This is a genomic window from Comamonas faecalis, from assembly GCF_039538025.1.
Lineage (GTDB): Bacteria > Pseudomonadota > Gammaproteobacteria > Burkholderiales > Burkholderiaceae_C > Comamonas_C > Comamonas_C faecalis.
The window spans coordinates 1-25,872 of sequence record NZ_BAABBP010000016.1 but is presented as its reverse complement, the minus strand read 5'-3'; the positions used below and the strand labels follow the sequence as shown (position 1 = coordinate 25,872).

22 protein-coding genes and 1 pseudogene are annotated in these 25,872 nt (G+C 69.6%); 19 read left to right on the top strand and 4 right to left on the bottom strand.

The annotated features are described in order from the left end of the window. Window positions 1-7: 7 nt before the first annotated feature. The 3 genes from ABD767_RS10220 to ABD767_RS10210 form a co-directional block, all read right to left on the bottom strand. The gene (locus ABD767_RS10220; protein WP_103046260.1) at window positions 8-2,320 is read right to left on the bottom strand and encodes a TonB-dependent receptor domain-containing protein; all 2,313 of its coding nucleotides are present in this window, start codon (window positions 2,318-2,320) and stop codon (window positions 8-10) included. A 247-nt stretch (window positions 2,321-2,567) separates the two neighbouring features. Next, entirely contained in the window at window positions 2,568-3,494 is a 927-nt protein-coding gene (locus ABD767_RS10215; RefSeq protein WP_103046261.1) for an MBL fold metallo-hydrolase, read from the bottom strand. Between the two features lie 110 nt (window positions 3,495-3,604). Then, a complete protein-coding gene (locus ABD767_RS10210; RefSeq protein WP_103046262.1) occupies window positions 3,605-5,284 on the bottom strand; it encodes an AMP-binding protein in 1,680 nt (559 codons plus the stop codon). Window positions 5,285-5,408: 124 nt separating this feature from the next. Here ABD767_RS10210 and ABD767_RS10205 point away from each other — a divergent pair, with 124 nt between their 5' ends. The 14 genes from ABD767_RS10205 to ABD767_RS10140 all read left to right on the top strand — a co-directional run bounded on the left by ABD767_RS10205 (window position 5,409) and on the right by ABD767_RS10140 (window position 20,667). Then, on the top strand, window positions 5,409-6,356 hold the full coding sequence (locus ABD767_RS10205; RefSeq protein ID WP_103046263.1) for an alpha/beta fold hydrolase: 948 nt from the start codon (window positions 5,409-5,411) through the stop codon (window positions 6,354-6,356). Further along, entirely contained in the window at window positions 6,353-8,491 is a 2,139-nt protein-coding gene (locus ABD767_RS10200) for a DUF2868 domain-containing protein (protein WP_103046264.1), read from the top strand. The genes ABD767_RS10205 and ABD767_RS10200 overlap by 4 nt, the downstream gene beginning before the upstream one ends. 128 nt (window positions 8,492-8,619) lie before the next feature. Next, window positions 8,620-9,357: a GNAT family N-acetyltransferase gene (locus ABD767_RS10195; RefSeq protein WP_103046204.1), complete on the top strand. Its 738-nt coding sequence runs from the start codon at window positions 8,620-8,622 to the stop codon at window positions 9,355-9,357. A gap of 139 nt (window positions 9,358-9,496) precedes the next feature. After that, window positions 9,497-10,372: a transporter associated domain-containing protein gene (locus ABD767_RS10190; RefSeq protein WP_103046213.1), complete on the top strand. Its 876-nt coding sequence runs from the start codon at window positions 9,497-9,499 to the stop codon at window positions 10,370-10,372. A gap of 4 nt (window positions 10,373-10,376) precedes the next feature. Continuing rightward, entirely contained in the window at window positions 10,377-11,978 is a 1,602-nt protein-coding gene (gene lnt, locus ABD767_RS10185; RefSeq protein ID WP_103046205.1) for an apolipoprotein N-acyltransferase, read from the top strand. A 152-nt stretch (window positions 11,979-12,130) separates the two neighbouring features. Beyond that, entirely contained in the window at window positions 12,131-12,655 is a 525-nt protein-coding gene (gene fabA / locus ABD767_RS10180) for a bifunctional 3-hydroxydecanoyl-ACP dehydratase/trans-2-decenoyl-ACP isomerase (RefSeq protein ID WP_103046206.1), read from the top strand. Further along, window positions 12,652-13,896, top strand: coding sequence for a beta-ketoacyl-ACP synthase I (gene fabB / locus ABD767_RS10175; RefSeq protein ID WP_103046207.1), 1,245 nt, complete (start codon window positions 12,652-12,654; stop codon window positions 13,894-13,896). Before fabA ends, fabB begins: the two co-directional genes overlap by 4 nt. A 106-nt stretch (window positions 13,897-14,002) precedes the next feature. Further along, window positions 14,003-14,956, top strand: a complete 954-nt coding sequence (glyQ, locus tag ABD767_RS10170) for a glycine--tRNA ligase subunit alpha (protein ID WP_103046208.1) — start codon at window positions 14,003-14,005, stop codon at window positions 14,954-14,956. 175 nt (window positions 14,957-15,131) lie between these two features. Then, the gene (glyS, locus tag ABD767_RS10165; RefSeq protein WP_344869593.1) at window positions 15,132-17,294 is read left to right on the top strand and encodes a glycine--tRNA ligase subunit beta; all 2,163 of its coding nucleotides are present in this window, start codon (window positions 15,132-15,134) and stop codon (window positions 17,292-17,294) included. After that, a complete protein-coding gene (locus tag ABD767_RS10160; RefSeq protein WP_103046210.1) occupies window positions 17,294-17,923 on the top strand; it encodes a hypothetical protein in 630 nt (209 codons plus the stop codon). The genes glyS and ABD767_RS10160 overlap by 1 nt, the downstream gene beginning before the upstream one ends. Before the next feature lie 8 nt (window positions 17,924-17,931). Then, window positions 17,932-18,480: an HAD-IIIA family hydrolase gene (locus ABD767_RS10155; protein ID WP_103046214.1), complete on the top strand. Its 549-nt coding sequence runs from the start codon at window positions 17,932-17,934 to the stop codon at window positions 18,478-18,480. Window positions 18,481-18,537: 57 nt separating this feature from the next. Beyond that, complete coding sequence (locus ABD767_RS10150) at window positions 18,538-19,302, top strand: 1-acyl-sn-glycerol-3-phosphate acyltransferase (protein WP_103046211.1); 765 nt, start codon at window positions 18,538-18,540, stop codon at window positions 19,300-19,302. Continuing rightward, window positions 19,299-20,066, top strand: a complete 768-nt coding sequence (locus tag ABD767_RS10145) for a YgjP-like metallopeptidase domain-containing protein (RefSeq protein WP_103046212.1) — start codon at window positions 19,299-19,301, stop codon at window positions 20,064-20,066. Before ABD767_RS10150 ends, ABD767_RS10145 begins: the two co-directional genes overlap by 4 nt. Window positions 20,067-20,244: 178 nt before the next feature. Next, complete coding sequence (locus tag ABD767_RS10140; protein ID WP_103046637.1) at window positions 20,245-20,667, top strand: rhodanese-like domain-containing protein; 423 nt, start codon at window positions 20,245-20,247, stop codon at window positions 20,665-20,667. A gap of 91 nt (window positions 20,668-20,758) precedes the next feature. Here the strand turns inward: ABD767_RS10140 and lysM are convergent, their stop codons facing one another. Next, window positions 20,759-21,247, bottom strand: a complete 489-nt coding sequence (gene lysM / locus ABD767_RS10135; protein WP_103046638.1) for a peptidoglycan-binding protein LysM — start codon at window positions 21,245-21,247, stop codon at window positions 20,759-20,761. Window positions 21,248-21,403: 156 nt separating this feature from the next. On the opposite strand from lysM, the gene ABD767_RS10130 reads away from it, so the two are divergent. The 5 genes and pseudogenes from ABD767_RS10130 to ABD767_RS10110 form a co-directional block, all read left to right on the top strand. Continuing rightward, window positions 21,404-22,171 carry a type III pantothenate kinase gene (locus tag ABD767_RS10130; RefSeq protein ID WP_103046639.1) on the top strand — a complete coding sequence of 256 codons (768 nt, stop codon included), beginning with the start codon at window positions 21,404-21,406 and terminating at the stop codon, window positions 22,169-22,171. Window positions 22,172-22,283: 112 nt separating this feature from the next. Further along, the gene (gene rfbB, locus ABD767_RS10125) at window positions 22,284-23,342 is read left to right on the top strand and encodes a dTDP-glucose 4,6-dehydratase (RefSeq protein WP_103046640.1); all 1,059 of its coding nucleotides are present in this window, start codon (window positions 22,284-22,286) and stop codon (window positions 23,340-23,342) included. A gap of 235 nt (window positions 23,343-23,577) precedes the next feature. Beyond that, window positions 23,578-24,456, top strand: coding sequence for a dTDP-4-dehydrorhamnose reductase (rfbD, locus tag ABD767_RS10120; RefSeq protein ID WP_103046641.1), 879 nt, complete (start codon window positions 23,578-23,580; stop codon window positions 24,454-24,456). A gap of 292 nt (window positions 24,457-24,748) precedes the next feature. After that, the gene (locus ABD767_RS10115) at window positions 24,749-25,615 is read left to right on the top strand and encodes a Wzz/FepE/Etk N-terminal domain-containing protein (protein WP_103045373.1); all 867 of its coding nucleotides are present in this window, start codon (window positions 24,749-24,751) and stop codon (window positions 25,613-25,615) included. Between the two features lie 116 nt (window positions 25,616-25,731). Continuing rightward, window positions 25,732-25,872, top strand: a pseudogene (locus ABD767_RS10110) (IS5 family transposase); the annotation flags it as partial.

The window sequence follows — 25,872 nt, the reverse complement described above, 5'->3', positions numbered from 1 at the left end:
CGCTGCTTCAGAAGTCCAGGTTCAGCGTCAGCCGCACCGCGCGCGCGTCGCCCTTGTACAGAAAGGCGCCCGAGCGGTAGACCGCCGTGTAGTAGTCCTTGTTGGTCGCGTTGAGCACGTTCAGGCGCAGGTCGGCATGCTTGTTGATCTTGTAGGTGGCAAACAGGTCGTAGACGCTGAAGCTGGGTATCGGCTGCGAGCAGTAGCCGGCTGCGTTGAAGCCTGCACCGGTGTCGGGCTGGCCGCCGCACTTGCTGCTCTCGTAGCGGGCAATCGCGCCAAAGGCGAAGTTGGGCGTCAGTTGGTACTTGCCCTGGATGGCCGCCGAGCGGTCGGCAAAGTTGGACAGCGGATGGCCAACGTTGGCTGGCGTGTTCGACTCCAGCACCTTGGATTTCATGAAGGTCACGCCGGCCTGCATCTGCAGCTTGGGCGTGACGTTGCCCGCCAGCCCCAGCTCGATGCCGCGCACGCGGTTCTTGCCGGTGTTGAAGGTGCCCACGGTGTCGTAGTCGGCGCCCTCCATCACGTCGCTCTTGGTGGTCTGGAAGATGGCGGCGGTGGCCAGCAGCTTGTCGTCCAGCAGGTTCCACTTGGTGCCCAGCTCCAGGTTGATCGAGGTCTCGGGCTTGGCGCCGGCCGCCTTGCCGTCATGGATCACCAGACCGCCGTAGCCGCTGCTGGTGCCGGTGTCTGCCTCGCCGCCGTTGATGTCCTGGGCAGAGCTGATGCTGCCGTAGACCATGCCGAACGGATTGATCTTGTAGCTCAGGCCGAAGTGACCATTCACCAGCGTGTCGTTGAAGCCGTAGTCGCCGGTCTGCGCACCCGTGGTGTTGTTGTAGGTGAGCAGGCTCAGGTCGTAGTGGTCGGCGCGGATGCCGCCAAACGCGGTCCAGCGGTCGGTCAGATCCACGGTGTCCATGGCCGACAGTGCAAAGGTCTTGACGCTCCAGTCACGCGTCATGCCACGGCGCGTGTAGGTGCGCCCGGTCAGGCCGCCAATATTGGGTAATGCAACGCCGTCCACGTCGGTGATGCAGAAACCAGGCTGCAGCGTGCCATCACGGCCCGAGACGGTGCAGTTTGGAGTACCTGTGGTCGTGACGCCGTAGTTGCCGGATTTGACCTTGTGGTCGGTGTATTCGAAGCTGAAGATGAACTCGTGCTTGAGACCACCGATTTCCTTGTCCCAGCGCAGGTTGTCCTGGTGGGCAAAGTACTTCACCTCCTGCCAGCCGGTATGGCCGCCGTCCAGGGCCGGGCGCCCCGCAAAGGCATTGAACGATGCACCCGTGGTCGCGTAGCCGTTATCCGAGGTGCCGTAGCGTGTCAGGCTGGTCAGCCTGAGATCGGGGGTAAAGCGGTAGTTGATGCGAGCCGTGCCGGTATCCACATCGGAGTTCATGAAGTCATTGTCCTGTGCGTAGACAGGCACGCCCTTGGCAGGGCGGCGATTGGGCGTATCGCCCACCAGAAAGCCGCCCAGGTCGGGCCGCTTGTCCTTGGCACGCAGGCCGTAGTAGTCCAGCGTGACCGACAGGTCGTCATTGGCCTGCCACAGGCCCGACAGCGCCAGGCCGTTGCGCGTGCGGCGCGACGGGCCGCGGTCGGGCACGTCCTCGCCGGCGACCAACGCGTTGGCGCGCAGCGCAAAGCTGTCGCCAAAGCCCTTGTTCATGTCCATGGTCAGGCGGTGGTGGCTGTCGGTGCCCAGGCCGATGCTGGCGCGGGTGAAGTCGTAGTCCAGCGTGGCCTGCTTGGTCACGGCGTTGACGGCGCCGCCGGCCGAGCCGCGCCCGGCAAAGCTGGAGTTGGGGCCCTTGGTGATCTCCACCTGCTCCATCGCAAAGCTCTCGCGCGTGGTCATGCCGGGGTCGCGCAGGCCGTCGACGAAGACATCGCTCTTGGCCTCCTGGCCGCGGATGATGTAGCGGTCGCCAAAGGCGTTGCCGTTCTCGCCCGTGCCCAGCGTGATGCCCGGCTGCGTGGCCAGGATCTGCTTCAAGTCGGTGGCGCCCGAGTCGTCGATGGCGGTCTTGGTGATGACCGAGATGGTCTGCGGCGTCTCCGCCAGCGGGCGGGTGTGGCGCGTGTCGGCCGAGGTTTTGGCCTTGTAGGGCGCGCCGACCTCGGCGTTGGGGTTGGGGTCGATCGCCTGCTCCTGCACCGTCACGGTGGGCAGCTGGTGCGATGCGGCCTGCTCGGCGGCTGCGGCGGGCTGGGCGGTCTGCGCCAGCGCGCCCAGCGGCAGCAGCGCGGCGGCGACGCCCACCAGGCGCAGGCTGCGTGGCTTTTTCAAATAGGAAGAATTGTTCATGTGGAGTCTCTGTTCAAAGGCCGGGGAATACGCCGCGGATTATTGATACGAATCAGTCGCATTAGTGAAAATATCGGGAAAATCACGGCAGGCGTGGTGCGTCTACGGGTTTGTACTGATTCGTTTGTTGCCGCAGGGCAACGTGGGCGGGAGGAGCCGGCTTCTTGTTTTCTGGACTCCGGCCTGCGCCTCGATACCGGGTTGTGGCGTGTTGCGCGGACGCGAGAACGGCGCGGATCGACCCGGGTCAGCTGTCGTGCAGCACGCCGTCTTCAAGCCGGGCGGCGCCGGCCTGCGCAAGTTCTTGTACCAGCGCCAGCGACCAGTCGTGCAGGCCGTGGTCGGCAAAGTGCTCGTCGTGCAGGCGCACGAAGTAGGGCGTGCCGGCCAGCCAGGCCAGCGCGTCCGGCAATGCAATGTGCTGCCACTCGATCAGCTTGTATTTCAGCAGCACCTTGGCTGCGTGGCGCGCGTGGCGCTGCGGGTCGGCCACGAAGCCGGCCAGGCGGCGGCGGGCGATGGCCAGCGCCGTGTCCACGTCGTCGAACACCGGGCCGTGGCCCGGAATGACGACGGCCGGCTGCAGCTGCTCGATCAGGTCCAGCGTGGCGCCCACCTGGGCAAAGCCGGGAATGTGGTCGAGCTCGGGGAAGACGACGCCAAAGCCGTTCTGCCACAGCGCGTCGCCCGAGATCAACACCCGCGTGCCGGCCTGGAACAGCAGCACCGCGTCGTTGTCGTGCCCGGGTGCGGCGTGCACCTGCCAGGGGCGGCCGGCAAGCAGCACGGTGCCGTCCGGCAGCAGCTCGTCGTCGGCGCGAAAGCGCGGGCATTGCTGGCCGGTGGCTTCGTAGCTCAGCCTGGCCTCGTCCCAGTCGCGCACGGCGGCGAATTGCCCGGGCGGAATGGTGGTGCGTACCTGCGGCCAGCGCGCCTGCAGCGCGGCGTTGCCGCCGCAGTGGTCGCTGTGCAAATGGGTGTTGAGCAGGCGCGTGAGAGGCCGCCCGTCCAGCGCCTGCTCGACCAGCGCAACAGTCTGCGCCGCGTCGGTGCAGTAGCCGCTGTCGACCAGCACGGTTTCGTGCGCGTCGGTCAGCAGTATGTTGTTGGCCGACAGCCAGCTGCGTTCGAGTACGGTGACGTCGGCGGGCAGGAGGGGGTGCTGAGGGGGCATGGCTTGTCTCTCTTGTCGTGAAGGCGCGCGATGGATGGTTGCCGGTGGTTGTAACCCAGGCCTGGGCGGCTGCTGGCCAACGGCAGTGCGGCCGCCACCCCAAAGCCCCATCAACCCCGCAGCTCGCGCCGCAAAATCTTGCCGACGTTGGTCTTGGGCAGCTCGTCGCGGAACTCGATCGAGCGCGGGCGCTTGTAGCCGGTGAGCTGGTCGTGGCAGTAGCGCAGCACGTCGTCTTCGCTCAGCGACGGCTGGCTGCGCACGACGAAGACCTTGATTGCCTCGCCCTGCTTCTCGTCGGGCACGCCGATGGCGGCGCATTCGAGCACGCCGGGGCACTGGGCGATGACCTGCTCCAGCTCGTTGGGGTACACGTTGAAGCCGCTGACGACGATCATGTCCTTCTTGCGGTCGACGATGTGCGTGGCGCCGCCGTCGTCCATCACGCCGACGTCGCCGGTGCGCAGCCAGCCATCGGGGGTAAAGGCACGGGTGTTTTCCTCGGGGTGCTGCCAGTAGCCGGGCGTGACGTTGGGGCCGCGGATGCAGACCTCGCCGGGCTGGCCCAGCGGCAGGTCGTGGCCCTGGTCGTCCTTGATCGCGACCTCGATGCCCGGCAGCGGGTAGCCGATGCTGCCGCTGAACTGGGTGGCGTTGACCGGGTTGTTGGTGCCGATGGCGCAGGTCTCGCTCATGCCCCAGCCTTCGATCATCACGCTGCCGGTCACCTTCTGCCACTGGCGCGCCGTTGCCTGCGAGGCGGCCATGCCGCCGGCCTGCGAGACGCACAGCTGCGAGAAGTCGACCTGCGCGAACTGCGGGTGCTGAAGGAGTGCGTTGAACAGGGTGTTGACCGCCGGCAGCAGGTGGAACGGGCGCTTCTTGAGCGTGGCGACCAGGCCGTCGATGTCGCGCGCGTTGGGGATCAGCGTCAGGTGCGAGCCCTGGCGTATCGCCAGCAGGCACAGCGTGAGCGCGAAGATGTGGTACAGCGGCAGCGCCGCGATGCTGTTGATCCGCCGCGCGTCGCCGATGCGCGCCAGCGCCGGCGCAAACCAGGCTTGAGCCTGCAGCGTGGCGGCAATGATGTTGCGCTGGGTGAGCACCGCGCCCTTGGACAGGCCGGTGGTGCCGCCGGTGTATTGCAGGAAGGCGGGGCTGTCCGGCCGGGCGGCGATCGGCGTGAGGCGCCGGCGCGCGCCCAGTTTCAGCGCCTGCTTGAAGGTCAGCACCTGGCGGCCGCCGGTCAGCGGCAGCTCGTAGGCCGGCACCATTTTTGCCAGGTGGCGCACCGCGAAGCTGATCCAGCGCCCGTACCAGGCGCCGAGCAGGTCGCCCATCGACGCGATGACGACTTGCTGCACCGGCGTGTCCTCGATCACCTCGGCCAGGGTGTGGGCGAAGTTCTCCAGGATGACGATGACGCTGGCGCCCGAGTCGCGCAGCTGGTGGCGCAGCTCGCGCGCTGTGTACAGCGGGTTGACGTTGACGCAGATGTGGCCGGCGCGCAGCACGCCGGCCATGGTGACGGCGAACTGCGGCACGTTGGGCAGCATGATGGCCACGCGCGCGCCCTCGGGCAGGTACAGGCCCTGCAGCCAGGCGGCCAGGCGGGCGCTCTCGCGGTCCAGGTCGCGGTAGCGCATCCAGCGGTCCATGCAGACGGAGAACGGCTGGTCGGCGTGGCGTGCGAAGGACTCCTCCAGCAGGCTGGCGACCGACGGGTAGGCGTCTGCGTCGACGGTGTGGGGCACGCCCGGTGGGTAGTGCGCGAACCAGCGGTTGTCCATGGATACTCCCGGCAAGATGACGGCGCATTGTGGGCGCGGTCCACGCGGCGGCGTACCGGGCTTGCCCCGAGCGGCGCGCCGTCGTCGTCACCCTTGCGACACAGGACAGGAATGGAGAAGCCGGATGAACGCACGTTGGCAACGCTGGCTGGTCGCCGCCCACTGGACCGTGCTGGCGCTGTGGCTGGCGTGGTGGTGGCCGCGCTCGCCCGCCTGGGCGCTGGCCGGGTGGGTGCTGGTGCCCTTGGCGTCGCGCCTGGCGCTGGCGCCGCAGTTCGTGCTGGCCGCCTGGGTGGGGCGCCATGACCCGTCGCCGCGGCCCGGCGCGCTGCAGTGGATTGCGGCCTGGGCGCGCGAGTCGCACTGGGCGGCGCTGGTCTTCGGCTGGTGGCAGCCGTTTCGCAGCAACGCGCTGCCCGACGCGCTGGCGGGCCAGGCCGGGCGGCGCGGCGTGGTGCTGGTGCATGGCTTGCTGTGCAACCGGGGCTTCTGGACGCCCTGGCTGCGCCTGCTGCGTGCGCGCGGCCACGCGGTCGTCGCGGTGACGCTGGAGCCGCCGTTCGCCGGCATCGATGGTTATGCGCCCGCCATCGACGCGGCGGTGCGCCGCGTGGCGCAGGCCACGGGCCGCGCGCCGCTGGTCGTCGGCCACAGCATGGGCGGGCTGGCCGTTCGCGCCTGGCTGCGGGCGTTCCATGACGCCGACGCGCGCGCGTGCCGCGTGGTCACGATTGGCTCGCCGCACCACGGGGCCTGGACGGCACGCGGCGCGCGCAGCGCCAATGGCGTGCAAATGGCGCCGGGCAGCGCCTGGCTGCGCGCACTGGCAGCGCAGGAGCCGCCGGCGCGGCGCGCCGCCATGGTGTGCTGGGCGTCCAACGCCGACAACGTGGTCTACCCGCCGTCCACCGCCCACCTGGAAGGCGCGGACAACCGCTGGCGCCTGGGCGTGCCGCACATCACGCTGGCCTTTGACCGCGAGGTGCTGCAGCACTGCCTGCAATTGCTGGACGCGCCGGACGCCGCTGGCGGAGAAAACGCGCCACGGCAGTGGCACCATTGCGCCCCATGACGCGCCCTACGCCGCCCCCCGAGGTCATCCGCATCGACGAGCAGGACTTGCGCACCGTCACGCTGGCGCAGGCCATCGAGGCGAGCGACGGCGCGCACCGCTGGGTGGGCGCCGAGGAGGTCGAGCGCGCGACGCAGGACGCGCTGCAGGCCGCCCGGGCGCGCGGCGTCGCCCGCCCGGGCGTGGCCGACGTGGTGCGCGAGCGCGCGCAGGCCATCGTCGCGCGCGCCGCCGGGCGCAACGCCACGGTGGCCGCGCTGCGCAGCCCCGGGGCCTGGACGCACTGGGGCATGCGCGTGGTGCCGGCGCTGGCGCTGCTGCTGGGCCTGCTGTCCGACCAGGTGGCCAACGCGCACCACGTGGACTTGTTCTCGCCGCCGCTGCTAATGCTGCTGGCCTGGAATTTGGTGGTCTATGCACTGCTGCTGGTGCGCGCGCTGTGGCCGCGCCGCTCTGGCCGCGCGGAGCAGGGCGACGCAGCGAAGCCGCCGCCGGACGCTCTGGACGCCCCGGACGGCGCCGCAGCGGCACATCGCCCGGGCGCCGCCCGCCTGCTGCGCGCGCTGCTGGCCGCGCTGGCGCGCTGGCGCCCTGCGAGAGAGCGCGCGTCGGCGCGCATTGCCGCCGCCTTCGAGCAGCGCTGGTGGGCGCGCACCCAGGCGCTGTGGGGCCAGCGCCTGGCCTGCATGCTGCACCTGGCCGCCGGCGCCTGGGCCGTGGGTGTGGCCGCGTCGCTGCTGCTGCGCGGGCTGGTGGTGCATTACCAGTTCGGTTGGGAGAGCACGTTTCTGGACGCGCCCACGGTGCATGCGCTGGCGCGGCTGCTGTTTGCGCTGCCGGTGGCGCTGCTGGGCCTGCCGCCGCTGGCGCTGGCCGACATCGAGGCCGCGCAGAACTTTGCCGCCCAGGGCGTGGCCGCCAGCCGCTGGGTGTGGATGTACGTCGGCCTGCTGGTGCTGTTCGTCGTGCTGCCGCGCCTGCTGCTGGCGCTGTGGGCGGGGCTGCGTGCGCGCCGGCTGGCGCAGCGCTGCACGCTGGACCTGGGCAGCAGCGACTTTGACGCGCTGCACGGCGTGCTGCCCGGTGACCTGGTGCTGGGCGTGCCGGACGCCGCCGGCGTCCGGGCGCTGGGCCAGCTGCTGGCGCGCCACGGCGGGCAGGGCGGCGCCTGGAGCGCGGGCGACGACCGCCTGTGCCTGGTGCCGGCAGATGGCGCCGGCGATGCGCCTGCGGTCGACGCGGTGCTGGCAGCCGCGGGCGCGACCGATGCGCTGCCCGCCGCCTGGCAGGGCGCGCCGCGCCTGGCGTGGCCGGCACCGGGCGCTGGGCACGACCTGCCGTGGGCGGCGCTGGAACAGGCGCTGGCCGCGCCCTGGCAGTGCAGCCGCCTGCAGCGCCTGCGTGCGGCCTGGCAGGTGCAGCAAGCGGGCCGGCTGGACCAGGCTGCCCAACTGCTGGCCCGGCACCTGGCCGCCTGCGCCGCGCTGCTGGGTGATGCGGCCGAGCTTGAACGCCGCTACCCCCAGCTGCTGCAGGCGCTGGATCTGCGGCTGCAGGCGCTGTATGCGGTTGACGCGCCCACCCCGGCCGTGCCAGCGGCGGGCGACGCGGCCCCGCCGCACGCGCCCGCATCTCCATCTGCCAGCCGCAACTGGCCAGTGGTGGGCGACGCCGACGCCGCGCTGCGCGCCGCCGGCACCGCAGCAGGGGCGGCGACCGGCGCGGCCATGGGCGTCAAGGCCGGCGCGCTGCTGGACATCGGCAGCGGCGGCATGACGCTGGGCCTGGGCACGGCCACCGGTGCGCTGCTGGGCACGATGACCGGCTGGCTGATCGGCAAGCTGCAAAAAGAGGGCGGCGACGGCGACGAGCGCTGGCTGGCCGTCGTGCGCCTGGCTTGCCTGCACTGGCTGGCCACCGCGCGCCAGGCCGATCTGGCGCAGGCCGAGGGTGCGCCAGAACAGGTACTGGCGCCCTGGCGCGCCGCGACCGACGCCGCGGTGGCAGGGCAGGCACAGGCGCTGCGCGCCTGGTTGCAGGCGCGGCCCGAAGGGGCGGGCGAAGCGGGCGACGTGGATGGACTGCAGGCGCTGGTGCTGGCCATGCTGAGCCGGCTGGAGGCGCCGGCGCCCTGATTCCATTTCCATATCAACCGATTACTTTGTCGGCTTCGCTTGTCGTGCTACACAAAACCCCTGTAGAAATTGTGCATCGCAACAAAATGCGTGCGTGAATCTAGGGTTAACCCTAGAATCACCCCATCATGCCTATTACGACCAACTGGCTCGGCGCTTCGGTGCCAAGCGTCAAGACCGCGCCCAAGGGCGCGCATCCGGCCGCATCGCGCCGGCCCCACAAGGGATTGGCCATGCGCTCCATGTTCACTCCGATCCGCACCCTGGGCGAGTCGCACCGCGAGCGCATCAAGCAGCACCTGCTGCAGCTGTCCGAGCGCGACCGCTACCTGCGCTTTGGCTACCTGGCCACCGACGAGCAGGTGAATCGCTATGTGCGCATGCTGGACTTCGAGCGCGACGAGGTGCTGGGCGTGTTCGACGACGCGCTGCAACTGGTCGCCATCGCACACGTGGCCTTCATCGAGGAGCCGGGCACCGAGGGCTGCGCCGAGTTCGGCGTGTCGGTGCACGAGCGCGCGCGCGGCAAGGGCCATGGCGCACGGCTGTTCGACCGCTCGGTGCTGCTGGCGCGCAACCGCGGCGTGGGGATGATGTTCATCCACGCGCTGACCGAGAACGTGGCCATGCTGCGCATTGCACGCAACGCCGGCGCCAGCGTGCAGCACGACGGCAGCGAGTCGCAGGCCCACCTGAAGCTGCCCGTGGCCGGGGTCGACAGCCGCTTCGGCGCGCTGGTGGCCGACCAGCTGGGCGAGGCGCACTACCAGCTCAAGAAGCAGGCGCGCCACTTCTGGCGCTTTCTGGAGCAGGTGCAGGAAATTCGCCAGGGCGTGGCCCAGGCGCGCCAGCAGTCCGGGCAGTAAAGCGACCATCGCGGCGCCCTCGCCGCGATTTTTATTGGTGCCAGTGCATCCATTGGCCCCTGAAGCAGGCCCGCTGCAAAGCGCCGCAGTCCATCCGCTATCCTTGGCATCCCTGTTCAACGACTGCGAAATCGCCCCCGTGTCCGACCCCAACCCTGCGCGCGCCGCCGACAAGGACGACAAGCGCTCCCTCCTGCAGCGACTGCTGGAATTCATCAACCCCGGCCCGGACTCGACCGATGAGCTGATCGCCACGCTGGCCGAGGCCGAGGACAACGAGGTCATCAACGCCGACGCGCGCGTGATGCTCGAACGCGTGCTGCGCATGGCCGTGATGAGCGTGGGCGACGTGCTGGTAGCCACGCGCCACATGGACATGCTGGACATCGAGGCGCCGCTGGGCGACCTGCTCACCCAGGTGATCCGCACCGCGCATTCGCGCTTTCCGGTCTACCAGGGCGGGCGCGACAACATCATCGGCATTCTGCTGGCCAAGGACTTGCTCAAGCTGCAGCGCTCGCCGCAACTGAGCCTGCGCACGCTGGTGCGCCCGGCGCTGTTCGTGCCCGAGAACAAGGGTCTGCACGAGTTGCTGCGCGAGTTCCGCGTGACGCGCAACCACCTGGCCATCGTGATCGACGAGTTCGGCCACATCGCCGGGCTGATCACCTTCGAGGACGTGATCGAGCAGATCGTCGGCGAGATCGAGGACGAGTTCGACGAGCCCGAGGACGAGGGCGACATCTTCGCGCTGGCCGACGCCAGCTGGCGCGTCAGCGGCGACACGCCGATCGAGCGCGTGGCCGAGGCCTTTGGCGCCACGCTGCAGGCCAGCGACCCGGACGAGCACTTCGAGACCATCGGCGGGCTCGTCGCCCATGAGATGGGGCGCCTGCCGCGCAAGGGCGAGAGCTTCACGCTGGGCGGGCTGCGCTTCACCGTACTGCACGCCCAGGGCGGCGCGGTGCGCTGGTTCAAGGTGACGCCGGCGGACGGCGACGACGCACAAAACTGATTCCATGACCACGGTGCAGCACCACGGCGCGCCCGCCGGGCCGCGCCCACGGGCGCTCTTGCTGGCGGCCCTGGCCGGCCTGGGCCAGGCGGTGGCGCTGGCGCAGCCCGGCAGCGGCCAGTCGCTGTGGTGGCTGCAAATCCTGTCGCTGGCCGGGCTGGCCGCGCTGCTGCGGCGCGCTGGCGGCACGCGCCGCGCCTTTGCGCTGGGCTGGCTGTTTGCCACGGTGTGGCTGGTCGGCAGCTTCTGGTGGCTGTTCATCTCCATGCACCGCTACGGCGGCCTGGCCGCGCCGCTGGCCGGTGCCGCCGTGCTGGCGCTGGCATTGGCACTGGGCAGCTACTACGCCGTGGCTGCCGCGCTGTGGTGGCGCTGGCGGCCGGGCCAGCGCCTGGGCGCGGCACTGCTGTTTGCCGCGCTGTGGCTGCTGGCCGAGCTGGCGCGGGGCCAGTGGTGGACCGGCTTTCCCTGGGGCGCGGGTGGCTATGCCCACGTGCAGGGGCCGCTGGTGCATCTGGCGCGCTATGGCGGCGTCTACGGCATTGGCGCGGTGGCGGCGCTGCTGGCCATGCTGGCGGTGCAGTTGCGCGCGCGGGATTTGCGCAGCGCGCGCGCCTGGGCACTGCTGCTGGCGCTGGCGCTGGCCTGGGGCGCTGCCGCCTGGCAGCGCCAGCAGGCGCTGGCAGCGGGCGACGCTGCGGCCCGCCCGGCGCTCACGCTGGCGCTGCTGCAGGGCAATGTCGCGCAGGACGAGAAATTCCAGCCGGGCAGCGGCGTGGCGCAGTCGCTGCAGTGGTATGGCGAGCTGCTGCGCAGCGTGCGTGCCGACCTGGTCGTCGCGCCCGAGACCGCGGTGCCGCTGCTGCCCCGGCAGCTGCCCGAAGGCTGGCTGGACACCGTGGCCCAGTACTACCAGGACGCGGCCGCGCCGCAGGCGCTGCTGCTGGGCATGCCGCTGGGCGACGCGGCGGCGGGCTACACCAACTCGGCGCTGGGCCTGGCGCCGGGCCTGGCCGCGCCCTACCGCTACGACAAGCACCACCTGGTGCCGTTTGGCGAGTTCGTGCCGCCGCTGTTTCGCTGGTTCACAGAGCTGATGCAGATCCCGCTGGGCGACTTTCGCCGCGGCCCTCTGGTGCAGCCGGCCATGGATTGGCGCGGCGAGCGCCTGGCGCCCAACATCTGCTACGAAGACTTGTTCGGCGAGGAGCTGGCCGCGCGCTTTGCCGACGCGCGCCAGGCGCCGACCGTCCTGGTGAACATGAGCAACATCGGCTGGTTTGGCGACACGCTGGCGGTCGACCAGCACCTGGCGATCGGCCGCATGCGCACGCTGGAGCTGGAGCGCCCGATGGTGCGCGCGACCAATACCGGCGCCACCGCGGTGATCGACCACCGCGGCCGCGTCACGGCGCGCCTGCCCGCGTTCACCCGCGGCGTGCTGCACGCCAGCGTGCAGGGGCGCGCGGGCAGCGCCACGCCCTACGCCTGGTGGGCCGGGCGCTGGGGGCTGGCGCCGCTGTGGGCGCTGGGCCTGGCGGTGCTGGGCGGCTGCTGGTGGCGGGGGCGGGGCCGCAATGCAGCGGGACAGGTGCCGCGCAGTTGATGTGGTACGGTTATTTCTGCGCCGTTTTTGACCTTTTGACACCCCCATGCCTGGGCCTGTGCGGCCACACACGGGATAATGCGCGTTTTGCGTGCCCGCCGCGCCCTTGAAAGTTCCACGGCACTTTGCCGCAACGACACGACTGATCTCTCATGGCTGAATCCTTTTCCTACGAACAATTGATCGCCTCCGGCGAGGGACGGCTGTTCACGCCCGACAGCGGGCGCCTGCCGCTGCCGCCGATGCTGATGTTCGACCGCATCACCCACATCGACAGTGACGGGGGAGCGAATGGATTGGGCCGCATCGTGGCCGAGCTGGACGTCAGGCCCGACCTGTGGTTCTTCGACTGCCACTTCCAGGGCGACCCGGTCATGCCCGGCTGCCTGGGGCTGGACGCCATGTGGCAGCTGATCGGCTTCTACCTGACCTGGCTGCGCCTGCCCGGGCGCGGGCGCGCCCTGGGCGCGGGCGAGGTCAAGTTCACCGGCGAGGTGGGGCCGGATGTGAAGCTCGTCACCTACGAGATCGACATCAAGCGCGTCATCAAGCGCAAACTCAACATGGCCATTGGCGACGCGCGCCTGCTCGCCGACGGCAAGGAAATCTATGTTGCCAACGACCTGCGCGTAGGTCTGTTCCTGCGCGAGGGCGGCAAGGCTGGGGAAACAGCATGAGTGGTTTGGGAAGCAAGGGCCAGGCACGGCGCGTCGTCATCACCGGCGCGGGCATCGTCTCGTGCATCGGTAACGACCTGGCCAGCGTCGAGCAGTCGCTGCGTGCGGGCACCAGCGGCATCCGCGCCGTGCCCGAGATGACCGAGATGGGCCTGCGCAGCCAGGTCGCGGGCGTGCCCAACGTGGACATCGAGGCGCGCATCGACCGCAAGCAGCTGCGCTTCATGGGCGACGCCGCGGCCTACGCGCAGATCGCGCTGGAGGACGCCATTGCCCAGGCGGGCCTGGCGCCCGAACAGGTCAGCCATCCGCGCACCGGCCTGATCATGGGCTCGGGCGGCGGCTCGCCGGCCAACCAGATCGAGGCGGCCGACACGCTGCGCGCCAAGGGCATACGCCGCGTCGGGCCCTACCAGGTCACGCGCTGCATGAGCTCCACCGTCTCGGCCTGCCTGGCGACCAACTTCAAGGTCAAGGGCATCAACTACTCGATCACCTCGGCGTGTTCGACGTCGGCGCACTGCATAGGCGCGGCGGCGCAGCAGATCGCCTGGGGCCAGCAGGACGTGATGTTCGCCGGCGGCAGCGAGGAATTGAGCTGGGGCATGTCGCTGCTGTTCGACGGCATGGGCGCGATGTCCAGCAAGTACAACGCGACGCCCGAGCAGGCGTCGCGCGCCTACGACGCCGACCGCGACGGCTTCGTGATCGCCGGCGGCGGCGGCGCGGTGGTGCTGGAGAGCCTGGAGCACGCCCAGGCACGCGGCGCCACCATCCTGGCCGAGGTCGTGGGCTTTGGCGCCACCAGCGACGGCGAGGACATGGTCGCGCCCTCGGGCGACGGCGCGATCGCCTGCATGCGCCAGGCCATCGACGGGCTGCAAGGCACGATCGACTACGTCAACACCCACGGCACCTCGACGCCCGTGGGCGACATGCAGGAAGTGCGCGCGATGCGCGAAGTGTTCGGCAGCGCCGTGCCGCCGTTCTCCAGCACCAAGTCGCTGACCGGCCACTCGCTGGGCGCCACCGGCGTGCAGGAGGCGATCTACTGCCTGATCATGCTGAACAAGGGCTTCATCGCCGGCTCGGTCAACGTCCAGACGCCCGACCCGCTGCTCGGCGACATGCCGCTGGTCACCACCACGCGCGACGCCGAGCTGACCCAGGTGCTGTCCAACAGCTTCGGCTTTGGCGGCACGAATGCGTCGCTCGTCCTGCGCCGCTGGCAGGGCGCCTGACGCTCCTGATGCACACCAACGGGGGCCGAGGCCCCCGTTTTGCGTGCCGTCCTAAAATGCCCGGTTTGCGCCCGGCTGGTTGCGCTCCTCTTTTGCACTTGTCGCCATGCTGACCTTCCAACAAATCATTCTCCAACTGCAGACCTACTGGGCCGGCCAGGGCTGTGCGCTGCTGCAGCCCTACGACATGGAAGTGGGCGCGGGCACCAGCCACACGGCGACGTTTCTGCGCGCCATCGGCCCCGAGCCCTGGCGCGCCGCCTATGTGCAGCCCAGCCGCCGGCCCAAGGACGGGCGCTACGGCGACAACCCCAACCGCCTGCAGCACTACTACCAGTACCAGGTGGTTCTGAAGCCCGCGCCGGCCAACATCCTGGACCTGTACCTGGGCAGCCTCACGGCGCTGGGGTTCGACCTGAAGCAAAACGACATCCGCTTCGTCGAGGACGACTGGGAGAACCCGACGCTGGGCGCCTGGGGCCTGGGCTGGGAGGTGTGGTTGAACGGCATGGAAGTCACCCAGTTCACCTACTTCCAGCAGGTTGGCGGCATTGATTGCAAGCCCGCCACCGGCGAGATCACCTACGGCCTGGAGCGCCTGGCCATGTATTTGCAGGGCGTGGACAACGTCTACGACCTGGTGTGGACCGAGGGCGCGGACGGCCAGCGCCTGACCTATGGCGATGTCTACCACCAGAACGAGGTCGAGCAGTCGACCTACAACTTCGAGCACAGCGACGCGGCCTTTCTGTTCACGGCGTTCGACGCGCACGAAAGCCAAGCCCAGCACCTGGTGGCCGAGCAGCTGGCGCTGCCGGCGTATGAGCAGGTACTCAAGGCCGCGCACACCTTCAACCTGCTGGACGCGCGCGGCGCGATCAGCGTGACCGAACGCGCCGCCTACATCGGCCGCATCCGCAACCTGGCGCGCGCCGTCGCCAAGAGCTACCTGGACAGCCGCGCCCGCCTGGGCTTTCCGATGGCGCCCAAGGCCCATGCCGAGGAAGTGCTGGCCGAACTGGCCAAGGCCGCGCAGCAGCAAGGCAAGAAGGCGGCGTGACCATGACGGCGCCCGCCCGGGGGCTCCCTCCCCCATTGGGGGAGGACTGGGGCGGGGGCCCGCCAGGCGCCCCCGGCATGCCAGCCCCCATCCCTGCCTTCCCCCAGAGGGGGAAGGAGCAAATCCCATGCACAGGCAGCTGGCATTTTCAGCGCCACCTGCGATCGAGACCGATATGATCATCGCCAACCTGCTCGTTGAACTCTTCGTCGAAGAACTGCCGCCCAAGGCGCTGCAAAAGCTCGGTGACGCCTTTGCCGGCGTGCTGCGCGAGCAGCTTGCCGCCCAGGGCCTGGCCGCGGCCGATGCGCCTTTGATCGCCTACGCGTCGCCGCGCCGCCTGGCCACGCATGTGGCCGGCGTGCTGGCGCAGGCGCCGGACAAGGCGGTGTCGCAAAAGCTGATGCCGGTCAGCGTCGGCCTGACCGCCGACGGCCAGCCCACGCCCGCGCTGCTCAAGAAGCTGGCCGCGCTGGGCGCCGGCGCCGCGGCGATGGAGAGCCTTGCGCGCGTGCACGATGGCAAGGCCGAGCTGCTGTACTACGAGAGCACCGCGCGCGGCGCCACGCTGGCCGCCGGGCTGCAGAAGGCGCTGGACGAGGCCATTGCCAAGCTGCCCATCCCCAAGGTCATGCGCTACCAGCTCGAAGACGGCTGGTCCAGCGTGCACTTCGTGCGCCCGGCGCACGGCCTGGTGGCGCTGCACGGCGCCCACGTCGTGCCGGTCGGCGCGCTGGGCCTGACGGCCGGCCGCAGCACGCACGGCCACCGCTTCGAGGCGGTGCAAGACCCCATCGTGCTGCGGGATGCCGACAGCTACGCCGCGCAGCTCAAGGACGAGGGCGCGGTCATCGCAAGCTTCGACGAGCGCCGCGCCGAGATTGCGCTCCAGCTGCAGGCCGCGGCCGACGCGGTGGGCGGTGGCGTGCGTGCCATCGACGACGCGGCGCTGCTCGATGAAGTCACCGCGCTGGTCGAGCGGCCCAAGGTGCTCACCTGTCAGTTCGAGCAGGAATTCCTCGCCGTGCCGCAGGAATGCCTGATCCTGACGATGAAGGCCAACCAGAAGTACTTCCCGCTGCTGGGCGCCGAGGGCAAGCTCACGCACCAGTTCCTGATCGTCAGCAACATCGCGCCGGCGGACGCCCGCGCCGTCATCGAGGGCAACGAGCGCGTCGTGCGCCCGCGCCTGGCCGACGCCAAGTTCTTCTTCGACCAGGATCGCAAGAAGACGCTGGTCTCGCGCGTGCCGCAGCTGGCCAAGGTGGTCTACCACAACCAGCTCGGCACCCAGGGAGAGCGCGTCGAGCGCGTGCGCGCGATTGCCAAGGGCATTGCCGGCCAGCTGTTTGCTGCGCTCAGCGTGCGCCACCGCATCGACGGCACGCAGGACGCCGAGGTGGTGCAGGACTATTTGATGACCTGCGTGGACAACGCCGCGCTGCTGGCCAAGACCGACCTGGTGACCGACATGGTCGGCGAATTTCCCGAACTGCAGGGCGTGATGGGTGCGTACTACGCGGTCAACGACGGCCTGCCCGACGACGTCGCGATGGCCATCGAGGACCACTACAAGCCGCGCTTTGCCGGCGACAGCCTGCCGCGCCACAACGTGGGCCTGGTGGTGGCGCTGGCCGACAAGCTGGAGACCCTGGTCGGCATGTTCGGCATCGGCAACCTGCCTACCGGCGAGCGCGACCCGTTCGCGCTGCGCCGCCACGCGCTGGGCGTGATCCGCATGCTGGTCGAGAAAGACCTGCCGCTGGAGCTGCCCGCGCTGTTGGCCGCCGCGGTGCCGGCCTTTGGCGACAAGATTGCCGATCCGACGGCGGCGTTGGCCGACTTCATCTATGAACGCCTGGCCGGCAGCCTGCGTGAGCAGGGCTTTGCCGCGCAGGAGGTCGACGCGGTGCTGGCGCTGCGCCCGGCGCGCCTGTCGCTGGTGGCGCAGCAGCTGGCGGCGGTGCGCGCCTTTGCCCAGCTGCCCGAGGCGCCGGCGCTGGCCGCGGCCAACAAGCGCATCACCAACATCCTGAAAAAAGCCGGCAACGGCGTCGATCCGCACGTCAACACCGAGCTGCTGCGCGAGCAGGCCGAGCAGGATCTGTACGCGCAGATGCAGACCATCGTGCCCGACGCCGACCTGCAGTTCGCCAGCGGCGACTACACCACCAGCCTGCAGACGCTGGCCGCGCTGCGCGCGCCGGTCGATGCGTTCTTCGACGACGTCATGGTCAATGCCGAGGAGCTGGCGCTGCGCCTGAACCGCCTGGGCCTGCTCAAGAGCCTGCACGATGCAATGAACCGCGTCGCCGACCTCTCGCGCCTGGCCGCCTGATGGCCGGCGCCAGCGCCCTGGGCGCGGCAGGCGAGGCCCGCAGCCGGCGCACCGCCTGGTTGCTGTTCGCGCCCCTGGCGGCCGTCGTCGGCCTGCGCTGGGTGCTGACCTGGCTGGACGACCGCGCCAGCGCGCCGCCCGCATGGCCGCTGCGCGTGTTTGCCGGCGCGCAAGACCCCTGGGCGTGGCTGGCGCCGACGGCCGCCGTGCTGCTGGTGCTGGCCGCCGTGCTGCTGCTGGCGCGCCTGGCGTGGCGCAGCGGAGCACGCCGCGCGGTGCTGCGCTGCGCCGCTGCCGCCTGGCTGCTGCTGTGCCTGGCCGCCTGCGGCGCGCAGCTGCAGCGCCATCTGAACCAGGCCCGCCTGCAGCCGCAGCCGCCGGTGGCGGCGCAGGTGCTGGGCACGCATTTCCAGCCGCCGTCGCTGCGCTCGACCGGCGGCACGCTGCTGGTGCTGCGGGTCGACGGGCTGGCCGCGCCGCAGCAGGTGCTGGTCGACGCGCCGGCCGCCGCCGGTCTGCAGGTGGGTCAGCCGCTGCGCCTGGCCTGGGCGCGCGGGCGCTGGCAGGGGCGCTTCGTCACCGGCTGGCAGGTTGATGCGGCCCCGGCACCGGCTGCGCCGCGCGGATAATGCGCGCCATGCAACTGGCCATTCTCGACCGCGACGGCACGCTCAACGCGCTGGGCGACGGCGTCATCACCACGCCCGAAGACTGGGTGGCGCTGCCCGGCGCGCTCGAAGCCATTGCCCGGCTGAACCAGGCGGGCTGGCGCGTGGCCGTCGTCACCAACCAGCCGGGCCTGGGCCGCGGGCTGCTGGACGCGCAGACGCTGGCGGCCATTCACGCCAAGCTGCAGCGCCAGCTGGCCGCCGTCGGCGGGCGCATCGACGCCTTCTTCTACTGCCCGCACGCCGACGACGAGGCCTGCGCCTGCCGCATGCCCCAGCCCGGGCTGATGCAGCAAATCCGCGAGCGCTATGGGCTGGAGGGCGCGCAAATGCTGGTTGCCGCCAGCGCGCCCGCGCCGCTGCAGGCCGCCGCCGGCCTGGGCGCCGCGCTGCACATGGTGTGCTCCGGCGCCAGCGCCGAGGTCGACCCCGGCGCGCCACTGCCGCCCGCCTGGCCTGCCGGCACGCGCGCCCACGCCAGCCTGCAGGCGCTGGTCGACGCGGTCACGGCGCCCTGACTTTCTTTTTCTGACTCACCCGGCCGCTTTGCCGCTGCTCCACGCTCCACCACATCCATGGCCCTGATTCGCTCGCTGCTGCACCTGGTGGTGCTGGTCGTCACCGTCATCCCCTACACCCTGGCCATTTTGCTGTTGCGCGTCTTTGGCGCCCCGGTTCGGCTGCGCTACCGCGTCGCCCGTGCCTGGCTCAAGCTGTCGGTCGATTCGGCGCGCTGGATCGTCGGCATCCGCACGCGCATCACCGGCCTGGAGCATTTGCAGGGCGACCCTGCGCAGGGAGCGGTGCTGCTGGCCAAGCACCAGTCGGCCTATGAGACGCTGCTCATGCCCGCGCTCCTGCATCGGCCACTGGCCTATGTGTTCAAGAAGGAGCTGCTGAGCATTCCGTTCTTCGGCTGGTCGCTGGCCAGCCTGGACATGGTCCACATCGACCGCGGCCACCCGGCGCGCGCCTTCGTCAAGATGCTGCAAATGGGCCAGCAGCTGCTGGCGCGCGGGCACTGGGTCATCATCTTCCCGGAGGGCACGCGCGTGGCGCGCGGCCAGCAGGGCAAATACATGGCCGGCGGCGCGCAGCTGGCCATCAAGGCGGGCGTGCCGGTGATCCCGGTGGCGGTGACCTCGGCGCGCGTGTGGCCGCCCAAGGCCTTCATCAAGCGCGCCGGCATCGTCGACGTGTCGATCGGCCAGCCCATTGCCACCACCGGGCGCAAGCCCGATGAGCTGATGCGCGAGGTGCAGCAGTGGATCGAGGCCGAAATGCACCGCCTGGATCCCGACGCCTACGCGCACGCGGCGCCGGACGCGCCGCAGCCATGAATGGCGCCGTCGCCGCGTTCCTGCACCCACGCGCCAACCGTGAGCTGCAGCTGGGCGACACGCGCGTGGCCTATGTGTTCGAGCGCGCGCGCCGGCGCAGCATCGGCCTGAGCGTCGGCCCCGAGGGGCTTGCGGTGCGCGCACCCGCCTGGGCCACGCAGGCGCAGGTGGCGCAGGTGCTGAACGACAAAGCCGGCTGGATCGTGCGCAAGCTGGCTGAGCAACGCGAGCGCGCGCAGCAGCAACAGGTCGGCCGCATTGCCTGGCAAGACGGCGCGCAGCTGCCCTATCTGGGCGCTCTGCTGACATTGCGCCTGGACGCCGGCCTGCATCCGGGCACCGCCAGGCTGGTCGATGACGAGGCAGCCCCCACGTTGCTGCTGCGCCTGCCGCCGCAGGCCGAACCCGCGCAGCTGCGCGCGGCAGTCCACGCCTGGTGGCGGCGCCAGGCGCTGGCGCACTACGGCGAGCGCATCGCGCACTACGCGCCGCAACTCGGCGTGCACTGCCAGCGCCTGCTGCTGACCCAGGCGCGCACCCGCTGGGGCAGCGCCAGCGCGGACGGCACCATCCGCCTGAACACCCGCCTGCTGCACTACCCGCAGGCCATCATCGACTACGTCGTGGTGCACGAGCTGGCGCACCTGCGCCACATGGATCACAGCCCGCGCTTCTGGGCCGTCGTTGCCAGCGTGCTGCCCGATCACCAGCAGCTGCGGCGCCAGCTGCGCGCCCAGCCGGCGCCGTTGTGGGGCGATGTGTAATTCCATTTCCATATCAACCGATTACTTTGTCGGCTTCGCTTGTCGTGCTACAGCACTGTCTGCGCTTCACCTTCGCGTACTCGATCGATATAGAAACGGAATAAGCGAACACTTACATGCGCGACGCTCAGAGTCACACAATGGATTGCACTGGGGCTCACCCCAGGGAGACACAGCAATGATTGCCAATATTCCCAACATCCCTCCAGCAGACGGTTATGCCGGCGACGTGCCGCCCGAGCTGGCCTGGCAATGGGTGCAGGCCGGACAGGCCGTGCTGGTCGACGTGCGCACCGACGCTGAGCGCGCCTGGGTCGGCAGCGTCCCCGGCGCGCTGCCGATTGCCTGGAAACAGTGGCCGGCGATGGAGGTCAACCCCGACTTCGACGCGCAACTGCAAGCCGCCGTACCCGCAGGCACCAAGGTCGTGCTGCTGTGCCGCAGCGGAGTGCGCTCCATCGCCGCCGCGCGCCGCGCCGCCGCGCTGGGCCTGCAGGCCTACAACATCCTTGAAGGCTTCGAAGGCAGCCTGGACGGCAGCCGCCAGCGCGGCAAGCTGGGCGGCTGGCGCTGGCGCGGCCTGCCGTGGGAGCAGGGCTGAGTCTGAGTGATTGTTGCGCCGCCATAGGAGGCCAGCCCCTGGCCGATGAAACGTCAGCCAGGGGCGCGGCGTGCCGGTCGCAGCGACGCTTTTATTTGGCCAGCGGCGGGATGCGCAGCTTCTGCCCCGGATAGATCTTGTCCGGGTGCGTCAGCATGGGCTTGTTGGCTTCGAAGATCACCGGGTACTTGTTGGCGTCGCCGTAGAACTTCTTGGCAATGGCGCTGAGCGTGTCGCCGCGCACCACGTCGTGGTACTGCGCCTCGGGCTCGGGGTTGGTGACGCTCATCTGGTTGTCCACGCTGGTCACGCTGGCCACGTTGCCGCAGCACAGCGTCACCTTCTCCTTGGCCGCCTGCGTGGGCGCGACGCCGGTGACGGTGACCTTGCCCTCGGGGCCTTCGAAGGCGACGTTGACCTCGCTCACGCCCAGGTTCTGTGCGTTGATGTAGTTGGCAATGGCGCTGCCGGCCTTGGCGTTGAGGTCGGCCTGGCTGGGCGCGGCGGCCTCGGCGGCCTGCGCGGGGGCGCCGCCAAACAGCTTTTCACCGGCTTCCTTGATGAAACTGAACAAACCCATGGTGTTGGCTCCTGTCGTGTGGTGGAAGAAACAATGCACCTGACAATGTAACGGCGTGGCGGCGCGCATGCGGGGTAATCACGAAGATTGACATTTCGTCGCCTGCGCGTCAAAGCCATGGCCCAGCAGGCGCAACCGCAGTCATAATGCGGCGCCATGAGTTTTCTGGCCATCGACGTCGGCAACACCCGCCTGAAATGGGCTCTGTTCGACGCACCGCGCCCCGGTGCCCGGCTGCTGGAGCAGGGGGTGGAGTTCCTGGAGCACATCGACCGCCTGGCAGAAGGCGCCTGGGCGGATCTGCCCGCGCCCACGGCCATGCTGGGCTGCGTGGTGGCGGGCGATGCGGTCAAGCACCGCGTGGCCGAGCAGATGGAGCTGTGGGACGTGCCCGCCAGCTGGGTCGTCCCCAGCAGCGAGGAAGCGGGCGTGGTCAACGGCTACGATCACCCGATGCGCCTGGGCGCCGACCGCTGGGTGGCGATGATCGGTGCGCGCCACCACATGCTGGCCCAGGGGCCGGCGCGCCCGCTGGTGCTGGTGATGGTGGGCACGGCCGTGACGGTGGAGGCCATCGACACCGAGGGACGCTTTCTGGGCGGCCTGATCCTGCCGGGCCACGGCATCATGCTGCGCGCGCTGGAGTCGGGCACCGCCGGCCTGCACGTGCCCACGGGCGAGGTCTGCCCCTTCCCGACCAACACCAGCGACGCGCTGACCAGTGGCGGCACCTATGCGATTGCCGGCGCGGTCGAGCGCATGGTGCAACACCTGAAGATGCACTGCGGCCAGGAGCCGGTGTGCATCATGACCGGCGGTGCCGGCTGGAAGATGATGCCCAGCATGGCGCGCCCGTTCGAGCTGGTGGAGAACCTGATCTTCGAAGGCCTGCTGGAGATTGCCGCGCGGCGCTTTGCAGCGTAAGCGTGCGCCCTGCGGCAGCCGGCCGGTTGTTGCTTGTTGACACGGCTGCAGGGGGCATGGAAATGCCTGCATGGGATAATTCCATGCTTTTCCGCTCTGCTGCTCCCACGACATGATCCTAGTTACCGGTGGCGCCGGCTTCATCGGCGCCAACTTCGTTCTTGACTGGCTGGAACACGGCGACGAGCCGGTTCTCAACCTCGACAAGCTCACCTACGCCGGCAACCTGCACAACCTGGACAGCCTGCAGGGCGACGCGCGCCACGTCTTCGTGCAGGGCGACATCGGCGACCGCGCGCTGCTCGACCGCCTGCTGGCCGAGTACCAGCCGCGCGCCATCGTCAACTTCGCGGCCGAAAGCCATGTGGACCGCTCCATCCACGGCCCCGAGGACTTCATCCAGACCAACGTCGTCGGCACCTTCAGGCTGCTGGAGGCGGTGCGCCACTACTGGAGCGCGCTGCCGGCAGGCGGCAAGGCGGCCTTTCGCTTCCTGCACGTCAGCACCGACGAGGTCTACGGCACGCTGGCGCCCGAGGATCCGGCCTTCACCGAAGAGCACCGCACCGAGCCCAACAGCCCCTACAGCGCCAGCAAGGCCGCCAGCGACCACCTGGTGCGCGCCTGGCACCACACCTACGGCCTGCCGGTGCTGACCACCAACTGCAGCAACAACTACGGGCCGCTGCACTTTCCCGAGAAGCTCATCCCGCTGGTCATCGTCAACGCACTGGCCGGAAAACCGCTGCCCGTCTATGGCGACGGCATGCAGGTGCGCGACTGGCTGTACGTGGCAGACCACTGCAGCGCCATCCGCCGCGTGCTGCAGGCGGGCGAGCCCGGACAGGTCTACAACGTCGGCGGCTGGAACGAAAAGCCCAACATTGACATCGTCAAGACCGTCTGCGCGCTGCTCGACGAACTGCGCCCGCGTGCCGACGGCGCCAGCTACGCCGGGCAAATCACCTACGTCACCGACCGCCCCGGCCACGACCGCCGCTACGCCATCGACGCGCGCAAGATCGAGCGCGAACTGGGTTGGAAACCGGCCGAGACCTTCGAGACCGGCATCCGCAAGACCGTGCAGTGGTATTTGGACAATCCCGAATGGGTGACCAACGTGCAAAGCGGCGCCTACCGCGAATGGGTGGCCAAGCAGTATGCGGACTGAGCGGGGCGCCTTCTCCCTCCCCCTGGTTTTCCTCCCTCCCCCTCTGGGGGAGGGTTGGGGTGGGGGCCAGCGACGCTGGACGAATCATGTGTTTGCTGCGGTGCCGGCCGCCCCCATCCCTGCCTCGGTGCTGGCGGCGAGACGCCGCCGCTCTTCGGGCCGTCCAGCTCCGCACTGGCGGAACTGGAGCCGCGGCCCTCAGCCCCAGCGGGGGAAGGAGTAAAGCCAGCTACCGATGAACATCCTCCTCCTAGGCAAAAACGGCCAGCTCGGCTGGGAACTGCAGCGCAGCCTGGTGCCGCTGGGTGCTGTCACCGCGCTCGGCCATGCCGAGGCCGACTTGGCCCAGCCCGGGCAGGTCGCCGCGCTGGTGCGTGCGCAGCGGCCCGACGTGATCGTCAACGCTGCCGCCTGGACGGCCGTCGACCAGGCCGAAAGCGAGCAGGACGCCGCCCGCCTGGTCAACGCCATCACTCCCGCCGCCATCGCGCACGAAGCCGCCCGCCTTGGCGCGCTGCTGGTGCACTACAGCACCGACTACGTCTTTGACGGCAGCGGCGAGCGCCCCTGGCGCGAAGAAGACACGCCCGCGCCGCTGTCCGTCTACGGCGCCACCAAGCTGGAGGGCGAGCAGGCCATCCAGCAGTCCGGCTGCCGCCACCTCATCCTGCGCACCAGCTGGGTCTACGCCGCGCGCGGCGGCAACTTTGCCAAGACCATGCTGCGCTTAGGCAGCGAGCGCGAACGCCTCACCGTAATCGATGACCAGTGGGGCGCGCCCACCGGCGCCGAGCTGCTGGCCGACGTGACCGCCCACGCCATCCGCCACCTGCGCCACCATCCCGAGGCCGCGGGCCTGTACCACTGCGCCGCCGCCGGCGCCACCACCTGGCACGCCTACGCAAGCCACGTGATCGACCAGGCCCGGTGCCTGCGCCCCGACCTGCCGATCAAGGCCGCCGACGTCGCCCCCGTGCCCAGCAGCGCCTTTGCCACCGCCGCCCGCCGCCCGCACAACTCGCGCCTCGATTGCAGCAAGCTGCAGGCCGCCTTCGGCCTGACGCTGCCGCCGTGGCAGCAGGGCGTGGAGCGCATGCTGGCGGAAATTCTGTGAACCCCATTTCTCTTAGAGCGTGTTTACGATCTTTCCATGATGCCCGCAATGCAGCAAAAAGTCGCAATCGAGGCGCGCGCCGCAGGCCATGCTGGTGGCCTGGACAAGGTGCGCAACGCTGAGTGCGGCTTTTTGCTGCATTGCCCGAAGGGTTGCCCCGCAAAAGCAGCGTCTGCGGCGCAAGCAAATACTCGCCGGGCCACCAGCCCGGCTGCGCTTTGCGCCATAGCAGCCACCGCCTTTGCGGGGCAACGGGCACTATGAAAAAATCGTAAACACGCTCTTATCCACGATGAACCAATTCGCCGAAACCCAACCCATACCGCTGCCGCGCGACGATGACGAGATCGACCTGCTGGAGTTGCTCGTCGTCATCGCAGAAAACCTCAAGCTGCTGATCCTTGGCCCGCTGGTCGCCGGCGCGCTGGCGCTGGGCGTGGCCTATCTGCTGGAGCCGACGTATGAGAGCGTGTCGGTTCTGCAGACCGGCAAGACCAGCCCGCAGCTGGTGGCCAGCCTGGCGCGATCGGCCGACGTGCTGGCCGCCGTGGCTCAGGAGCTGAAGGTGACGCCCGAGGCCACGCATTCGCAGCGTCTCAAGACCATGCAAACCAGGGTGTCGCCCGCCGTTGGCCGCCAGGACAACCTGGTGACGCTGACCACGCGCGCCTCCACGCCAGAGCAGGCGCAGAAGCTCAACCAGGCCGTGTGGCAGCACGTCTATCCGTTGACGCTGCCCTTGCCTGCCGATGCGCACCGCATCGAGGCCCAGATCAAGGCCTTGCAAGAGGCCCTGGAAACCGGGACGGAGCTGGAGCAAGCGACGGCCAAGCGGCTGGAAGCGGGCCAGATTTCAGAGGGCACGGCCCGTCTGTACGCCGACGTGACAAGCGCCAACGCCCAGCGCGTGCGCTCAATCGCAGACCTGCAAACCCAGCTGGAAGGCCTGACGGAGGCCAATCTGGTGCAGCAGCCCACGCTGCCCGACATGCCCGCCAAACCCAAGAAAGCGTTGATCGCGATCATCGCCGCGCTGGCCGCAGGAATGCTGCTGCTGGTGTTTGTCTTTGTCCGCCAGGCGTTTCGCGCCGCCAGCAGCAACCCCGAGCAGGCCGGCACCCTGCGCCGGCTGCGCGCTGCGCTGGGGTTGAGGGGGTGATGGCCGCTGGGGCGGTGTGCTGCTTGAATTTTGTCATCCGGAATTCTTAGGGAAATCCTGCAAAACCTCCCCGTCTGTCTGGTAGGTGTCAGCCACCGCTGGCATTCTCCTCATCCATGAAGCAAACCAACCTCGCCCTGAACCTGAGCACGCGCAAGACGCGCAAGCAAGTCTTCCTCGAACAGATGGAGCAGGTCGTGCCCTGGCAAGACTTGGTACAGCTGATCGCCCCGTACTACCCCGAAGGCAGGAATGGT